Below are 6,988 nucleotides of genomic sequence, written 5' to 3'. Positions count from 1 at the left end.
TTATTTTATTAATCTCAATAGACTAGATCATATTGATAATGTGATTAAAATCAATTCTAAAAATAAGCAAAAAAAAGAGGTCATTTACTGTACGAAATAGTAAATAACCCTTGGTGTTGTATGCACCCGCTTTTGAATCCTGCATCCATTATGTTGTGCTTCTTCTTGAGTCTCAATAAATTAGATCACAGGGATAATGTGATTCTGATCAACATTGGGGCAACATTCATTGTAAAATAAGCACTGGAAAAACGATTGTGCAATCACGGGGTAACAATATCGATTTTGTAAACCCATAATCGTACTGTGTACCTCAATTACAGTAATTAGTAAGCATTCGGAGAAAATTGTGGACTTATCACTCATTCCTGCTCAGCCTAAACCCGGTCTAATCAATGTTTTAATCGAAATTCCCGCAGGGAGCAAGAATAAATACGAATATGACAAGGATATGAACGCTTTTGCTCTCGATCGCGTTTTGTTTGCTTCCGTACAATATCCTTACGACTATGGATTTGTTCCCAACACTTTAGCCGATGACGGTGATCCTTTGGATGGGATGGTGATAATAGATCAACCTACTTTCCCAGGTTGCGTGATTACAGCCCGTCCCATTGGTATGCTAGAAATGATCGATGGTGGCGATCGTGACGAAAAAGTGTTGTGTGTCCCAGAAGAAGATCCACGCTACGCAGAAGTAAAATCTCTGAAAGACGTTGCGCCTCACCGTTTAGAAGAAATTGCAGAATTTTTCCGTACCTACAAAAATCTGGAGAAAAAAGTAACAGAAATTTTAGGCTGGAAAGACGTTGATGCTGTGATGCCTCTGGTGGAACAATGTGTGAAAGCTGGAAGTAAATAATTCCTTGATGGGGATAAAGTTTTCAATTTTTATCCCCTGATGGTGGTGTTGACGTGACTGAATTGCTGTTTAAAAGAGAAAGGATTACTATTTAGTATATAAGCTTTAATTTTTGTTTACTCATTATGTTTGTCAAATCTACAACTCGTCATATTCGTATTTATGCAGCAGAGATTCACAATAATGAACTCGTAGAAAGTGATAATATGCTCACTTTAGATGTCGATCCCGATAACGAATTTAACTGGGAGGAAGATGCTTTACAGAAAGTTTATCGCAAATTCGATGAGTTAGTAGAGTCTGCTAGTGGTGAAGAATTAAGCGATTATAATTTACGTCGCATTGGTTCAGATCTAGAGCATTTTCTCCGTAATCTTCTTCAAAAAGGGGAGATTAGTTACAATCTAAAAAGTCGTGTCCTCAACTACAGTATGGGACTACCTAAAGTGGAAAGTCCAGACAGCGAAGGAGCTTATAATATCTAATACTTCCAGGATAAATTGACGGAAATTTTGGAGAGTTTCAAAAAACATCAATTTATCCTGTTTTTAAGGGTCTAAGAATTTAAATTATGACACAGAGATTAAGTATTGGAATATAGGGTTAAACAGTCAGAGAAATAATAATACTGAACGGTCAAAATTAATCTTTATACAAGATAGATAATCATGAGTAAAACTCTCCGCCTTCTGGCTATCTTTGGCCTCTTTATCTTAATGGTTGTAGCGATTAACCACTACGGAATTAACCAACTACGACAACAAGTAGAAGAGTTAGGAACATAGGTTCCTGCTGGAATCTTTCTCCTACGTTTTACCAGTGTTGTAATTCCAGCTTTACCAGGAACAGCTTATGCTGTGCTATCTGGGGCATTATTAGGCTTTAGTCAAGGACTTTTAGTTATTTGTATAGCAGACTTATGTTCCTGCTCTTTAAGTTTTTTTTTATCGAGGCGTTATGGTCGTGACTTAGTAACAAAAATGGTCGGAGTCAAACTTATCGACAAAATTGATGGTTTAAGTAAACGTCATTTGGAACGTAATTTTTTCCTATTAACAGGCTTTTTAATGACCAGCTTTTTCGATTTTGTTTGTTATGGTGTAGGACTAACCAAAGCCTCTTGGCGAAGATTTGCTCCTGCTTTAGTTATTAGTATTGCTATTTCTAATCCTCCCATTGTGGCATTAGGGGCAGGGTTATTAGAAGGAGGAAAACTGTTATTAGTTTTCGCTTTACTAGGTGTTTTTATTCTGGCTATTATTACTGGTTTAGTTCAACGGAAGTAAGTAGTCGGACATAAATAAAGCCCACTGTGTAAACTTATGTAAGCATAGCTGTAACCTTACTCCTGCATCCTTCCTCCTATCTCTTCTAAACTGTAACTTTTATTTTTGTCTAGGTACTTAGATAGTGAATATAAACTTATATGCAAGTGTCTTAAAATGAGCTACAATTAATAGGCTGAGGAAATATACCCTAATAAGCTTTAATAAAAATAAAGCTTGTTGCCCTCATAGCTGACAGCCCATAAACATCATAGAAACAAAACAGGAGGTGTAAAGTTACACAATGACCCAAGTAGTTGTTGGTCAAAACGAACCTATTGAATCTGCGTTACGTCGGTTTAAGCGACAGGTTGCTAAAGCTGGAATCTACACAGACTATAAAAAGCACCAATTTTTTGAAACGCCACAAGAAAAACGCAAGCGCAAGGAAGCAACTCGACGAAGACAGCGATCTCGTCGCCACTAAACTACAAAGATTCTTTGTTAGTAGCAACACGCGAAGTCTGATAATAACCCTTACTGATGAAATTTAAGGGAAGTTAAGCAGCCCTAACAATCTAACTTAAGTTGGGGCTTTTCAGTCTTGATCAAGCTCCCTATTGTTCAAGATGATATTTGTGGGAGTTTTCTGGGTATACTACAGTATAGGAATCGTAACTGGTTGTCACTCAAGCTTATTTTTCAATGACTTCTTATGCGTACAATTTTAGTGGCCGATGATAGCATTGCTCAACGTGAACTGATTGCTAGTTTATTAACAGACAATGGGTTTTCTGTTACTACAGCGACGGATGGAGTTGAAGCTTTAGAAAAACTCAAATCCTTAGTTCCAGACTTAATTATTCTTGATGTTGTGATGCCTAACCTCAATGGTTATCAGACTTGTCGTAGCATTAAAAGCGATCCCAAAACAGAGCATATTCCTGTCATCCTTTGTTCTACGAAGAATACCCAAGTTGATAGTTATTGGGGTTTAAAACAGGGTGCTGATGCTTATATTATTAAACCGTTTCCTCACGATGAGTTGTTAGGAACAGTTAAACAATTATTACGTAATAATTAATACAGAATAAATCAATATAATTGTTACTGATACAGCTTAGTGTGGATTGTTTTTTCTATGGCAGTTTTTATACTTTTGAGGTGCAGAGATTACCTCTTTGAGGCAGTAGGCAGGAGTTAGGTTTACCTCATGATTCCGAGAAAAGCTCTATTAATTTCTCTCATTTTGTGAATATCTAACTGATAATAATAAAGACAATAATTTTTGGTTTGTTTCTAACTGGAAAGACATGACATTAAGTAGTAAAAAAGATGTTGTTATTGTTGGTGGGGGAATTTCTGGTTTAATTGCGGCTAATATACTGGAAAATAAGGGTATTAAAACCACTATTCTCGATAAGGGGCGAGGTATTGGGGGACGTTTAGCAACACGCCGTATTCCTCATTCAGAGGACATAACAGGGGTTTTTGACTACGGAATGCAGCTTTTTACCGTCACTGATGCAAGGGTTCAACAGTTGGTGGATCAGTGGTTAGCAGAAGATGTTATCACAAAATGGTCAAATGAATATGGTGATAGGAAAATCCCTTGCTATCGAGGTTGTGAGAGTAATCGCAGCTTAGGGAAATATTTAGCTAAAGATTTGGATGTTAATTTACAAACACGGGCGATCTCTGTTCAAAATAGTGATTCTGGTTGGACTGTGAAAACAGAAAGCGGACAGGATTTTCAGGGGAATATTCTAATTATGACTTGTCCTGTCCCTCAATCTCTAACTTTACTAAAAAATTCTGGGTTTCTTTTGCCTTCCTCAATACAATCTCGTCTTGAAGGAGTAAGTTATTATCCTTGTATTACTATTTTGGGGTTACTAGAAAAGCTAAGTCTAATTCCGAACTCAGGATGGTTAACACTTAACAATTATTCTGTTGCTACTATTGCTTGTAACCATAAAAAAGGTATTTCTCCTCAAGGATTTGCGGTTACTATACATTCTACTCCTGAATTCAGTTGGGATCATTGGGACACAGATGATGAAATAATTGTTGAAAAATTATTGGATTCTACTTCAAATTGGTTAGGTTCAAAAGTTATAGATTATCAAGTCCATCGATGGCGTTACAGTCAACCGAAAACTGTTTACGGAGAACCTTTTTTGGCGTTAGAAAATCCTAATTCATTGATTTTAGCGGGGGATGCTTTCTCGGAAACACCTGCTTTAAATCGTTATTTAACTTTAGAAAAAGCAGTCTTGTCGGGGATTAAATCAGCGCAATATTTAGAAAATAAAATGTGAAGTTTATTTTTTAAATACTCCTAATCTTTTTGGCTTTTTTTGTGTTGTACTTCAATGACAGTGTGAACATTACCTCTAGGATTAAAATCACCTTTTAAAGTTGCTTCTAATGGATCACAAGCTGCTACAAAATCATCTAAAATTTGGTTAACAGACTCTTCGTGAGAAATGTAGCGATCGCGGTAGCTATTGATGTACAATTTTATGGCTTTTAATTCTACTACTTTTTCATCGGGAACGTAAGTTAAGTATAAGGTAGCGAAGTCGGGATAACCAGAAAAAGGGCATTTACAGGTGAACTCTGGTAAGGTAACATTGATGGTGTAATAACGACCAGGACGGGGGTTAGAAAAGGTAATTAATTTTCCTGCTTCAATTTCTCGTTCCCCGTATTTTACTGAAGAAGCATCGGTATTTTTTGCTTGAGTCATAGTTAAAAATTAGATGGGTTTATTGGTTAAATATAACAGTTTTCTTGGTCACAAATATAATTATACCAGATACCCTAAGTCTTTTGTTTTTTGATATTTTTTTAGTTATTCCGTTCTTAAATTAGGAGGGATAAAAGGTAGCTGAGGGATTTATGTTTACTCTATTATTCGTTTCTCGGACTCATAAGGTACACCTAATTCCTGTCTCAAAGCGATAATCTCTTTACCTCACAAGTATGAGAACTGCTATAAACGTATTTGTATTATTTATTTTTTTTGCACTTATTGAGAACTTCATTAAGAGAGTAGGGACAAACTTGAGGAAAATTATCAGCAGGATAATCAATTAAATAGAGATCGATCGCATCTGAATAAATATCTTCCCATTCTTCCTCTAATTTTGTTTTCATGGAAGGGCTATAACGTCTTCTTATGGTATTAGAGAAAGCTTTTATTTCTGCTTGCCAATGACGATTAGTTTGCGGTTTGTTGGCATAATCAATCTTTAACTGATGTTGAATAATTCTTGTTAATAAGGAAACCACTGCTTGATAATCACTTCTTCCCAAAGCTTCGATCTCCTCAATTATATTTTCCCAGTCCAATTTATCTAAATTTTGCTCTTTTAATGCTTCGCTTTGCTCCATTGTCCATTGATAAAAATCTGTCTCGTAAATGTTTATTTTGTTTCCTTGATTCATTAGTTAAACTCCTATAATTAACATTCTCTTATCCTAATTGTAATTCTGAATAACAATGAGACCGCTCACTTTTTTATCTTTTCAAAACTGAGAATAAAAAATTACTGCTCTATTGGTCAACCTTTAATTCCTCACAAAGTTATGCTAAGTCTTTTTCAATCTTAATTAACATCTTTTTGTCTTCCTAATCACCGTTTACTCTGTTATTATATAATTTTTTATTTAGCGATCGCTCTAAGCAGTATCGATCCTTGATAATATTGAGAGTATTAAACTAAAATAAATCGCAAATGGAGCCAACAGAAGCACAATTTTTAGTTTTTAATGCTTTAGAGACTCTAGCAATCGTCCTATATAGTTTTTATGATCCATCTAGTGGAATTTGGTATATTGAAACCCTCAGTCAAAGTTTACCAACATCAGTGATTCTTCCCGACGGAGAAATTGTCCCTTTTGAATTTGTACAAGACTATGACTAACTCTGAAAAAAATCGACAAAACAAAGCTCGTCGCTTACAAGAATTATCTCAACTTGCTCGCCAAAGATACTTAAATACAGGGGGTGATCCATTACATTCTGCCAATGACAAACACTTAACTAATGAAGAAAAAGAGGAATTTAAAACCTTATTATCTCAGGTTTTTGATCAGGAATATATCAATCGATATTTAGAGCAAAATCAACCACTTAAATCAAGGCAAAATCTTGGAGTTAGGGAAAAAGAATAGAATTAGCTGATAGCTGATAGCTGAAGGCTTATAAACTAGCCAGTTTTATCGAAGGTGCAAGATGTGAGTTATAGAAATATAGGAATAACCCCAAAAATTATAGTTTGCCTAACTCAATATGTTAACTGATATCTTGCACCAGTATAGAAAAACTTAAATTAGTCAGCAGTAAGCAGTAAGCAGTAAGCAGTAAGCAGTCAGCGTTCGGCTTTCATCTCTTAGCTGAAAGCGTTAAGCTTATGTTTAATCTCACTCACAGCATAAGATAGAGATTGATATTTTTCCACCTGTAAATTTTCCGTTGATGGCTCAAGAATTCTAAAGTCATCTTGTATTACTTTTTAATAACTAATAGCGTGTGATAAGAATTACTGTTTTTTGTGAGAATAGTCACGGCTATATTTGCGGAACTATCTCATCATTATATTTACTGAGTACGTAAAAAATTTTTTTAATTAGAATGTTGTCTAAAACACGTTTATCCTTTTTGCAAAAACTATCTGTCATAACAGCAAATATTGCTATTTTTAGCGTTGGGATGACTTCTGATACCATAGCAGCTTCATTGTCTGATTTTATCTTTGTTGTTGATGAATCAGGATCTTTGGCAGGTGAACATGCCTGGTTGGAAGCTTCTCAAAAAGTCTGGGGGGACTCGCCGAAAGTTAGGGGACAAAGA

11 protein-coding genes are annotated in these 6,988 nt (G+C 35.4%); 9 read left to right on the top strand and 2 right to left on the bottom strand.

Annotation, left to right across the window (positions count from 1 at the left end):
* The first annotated feature begins 349 nt into the window (after positions 1-349).
* The 6 genes from P9B04_RS02370 (at position 350) to P9B04_RS02345 (ending at position 4,448) form a co-directional block, all read left to right on the top strand.
* Positions 350-862 carry an inorganic diphosphatase gene (locus P9B04_RS02370; protein ID WP_342053394.1) on the top strand — a complete coding sequence of 171 codons (513 nt, stop codon included), beginning with the start codon at positions 350-352 and terminating at the stop codon, positions 860-862.
* 125 nt (positions 863-987) lie between these two features.
* Complete coding sequence (gene ndhM, locus P9B04_RS02365; protein ID WP_342053393.1) at positions 988-1,347, top strand: NAD(P)H-quinone oxidoreductase subunit M; 360 nt, start codon at positions 988-990, stop codon at positions 1,345-1,347.
* Between the two features lie 312 nt (positions 1,348-1,659).
* Complete coding sequence (locus tag P9B04_RS02360; RefSeq protein WP_342053403.1) at positions 1,660-2,148, top strand: TVP38/TMEM64 family protein; 489 nt, start codon at positions 1,660-1,662, stop codon at positions 2,146-2,148.
* Between the two features lie 283 nt (positions 2,149-2,431).
* On the top strand, positions 2,432-2,614 hold the full coding sequence (gene rpsU / locus P9B04_RS02355; protein WP_007307443.1) for a 30S ribosomal protein S21: 183 nt from the start codon (positions 2,432-2,434) through the stop codon (positions 2,612-2,614).
* A 228-nt stretch (positions 2,615-2,842) separates the two neighbouring features.
* A complete protein-coding gene (locus P9B04_RS02350) occupies positions 2,843-3,211 on the top strand; it encodes a response regulator (protein WP_342053392.1) in 369 nt (122 codons plus the stop codon).
* A gap of 229 nt (positions 3,212-3,440) precedes the next feature.
* On the top strand, positions 3,441-4,448 hold the full coding sequence (locus tag P9B04_RS02345; protein ID WP_342053391.1) for an NAD(P)/FAD-dependent oxidoreductase: 1,008 nt from the start codon (positions 3,441-3,443) through the stop codon (positions 4,446-4,448).
* 20 nt (positions 4,449-4,468) lie between these two features.
* Here the strand turns inward: P9B04_RS02345 and queF are convergent, their stop codons facing one another.
* Positions 4,469-4,879, bottom strand: a complete 411-nt coding sequence (gene queF / locus P9B04_RS02340; protein ID WP_342053390.1) for a preQ(1) synthase — start codon at positions 4,877-4,879, stop codon at positions 4,469-4,471.
* 263 nt (positions 4,880-5,142) lie between these two features.
* Positions 5,143-5,580 carry a DUF29 domain-containing protein gene (locus P9B04_RS02335; protein WP_342053389.1) on the bottom strand — a complete coding sequence of 146 codons (438 nt, stop codon included), beginning with the start codon at positions 5,578-5,580 and terminating at the stop codon, positions 5,143-5,145.
* A gap of 290 nt (positions 5,581-5,870) precedes the next feature.
* On the opposite strand from P9B04_RS02335, the gene P9B04_RS02330 reads away from it, so the two are divergent.
* The 3 genes from P9B04_RS02330 to P9B04_RS02320 form a co-directional block, all read left to right on the top strand.
* On the top strand, positions 5,871-6,059 hold the full coding sequence (locus P9B04_RS02330; protein WP_342053388.1) for a hypothetical protein: 189 nt from the start codon (positions 5,871-5,873) through the stop codon (positions 6,057-6,059).
* The gene (locus P9B04_RS02325; RefSeq protein WP_342053387.1) at positions 6,052-6,309 is read left to right on the top strand and encodes a hypothetical protein; all 258 of its coding nucleotides are present in this window, start codon (positions 6,052-6,054) and stop codon (positions 6,307-6,309) included. Before P9B04_RS02330 ends, P9B04_RS02325 begins: the two co-directional genes overlap by 8 nt.
* Positions 6,310-6,769: 460 nt before the next feature.
* The coding region (locus P9B04_RS02320) for a hypothetical protein (protein ID WP_342053386.1) at positions 6,770-6,988 on the top strand (219 nt) is incomplete at its 3' end.

The organism is Crocosphaera sp. Alani8, assembly GCF_038442745.1.
In the GTDB taxonomy this organism is placed as follows: Bacteria; Cyanobacteriota; Cyanobacteriia; order Cyanobacteriales; family Microcystaceae; genus Crocosphaera.
This window is presented reverse-complemented; position numbering and strand designations above follow the sequence as displayed.

Excerpts from the sequence above, each read along its gene's own strand:
- P9B04_RS02345 (WP_342053391.1), top strand. The coding sequence starts at position 3,441 with ATGACATTAAGTAGTAAAAAAGATGTTGTTATTGTTGGTGGGGGAATT.
- queF (WP_342053390.1), bottom strand. The coding sequence starts at position 4,879 with ATGACTCAAGCAAAAAATACCGATGCTTCTTCAGTAAAATACGGGGAA.
- P9B04_RS02325 (WP_342053387.1), top strand. The coding sequence starts at position 6,052 with ATGACTAACTCTGAAAAAAATCGACAAAACAAAGCTCGTCGCTTACAA.
- rpsU (WP_007307443.1), top strand. The coding sequence starts at position 2,432 with ATGACCCAAGTAGTTGTTGGTCAAAACGAACCTATTGAATCTGCGTTA.
- P9B04_RS02330 (WP_342053388.1), top strand. The coding sequence starts at position 5,871 with ATGGAGCCAACAGAAGCACAATTTTTAGTTTTTAATGCTTTAGAGACT.
- P9B04_RS02335 (WP_342053389.1), bottom strand. The coding sequence starts at position 5,580 with ATGAATCAAGGAAACAAAATAAACATTTACGAGACAGATTTTTATCAA.
- P9B04_RS02350 (WP_342053392.1), top strand. The coding sequence starts at position 2,843 with ATGCGTACAATTTTAGTGGCCGATGATAGCATTGCTCAACGTGAACTG.
- ndhM (WP_342053393.1), top strand. The coding sequence starts at position 988 with ATGTTTGTCAAATCTACAACTCGTCATATTCGTATTTATGCAGCAGAG.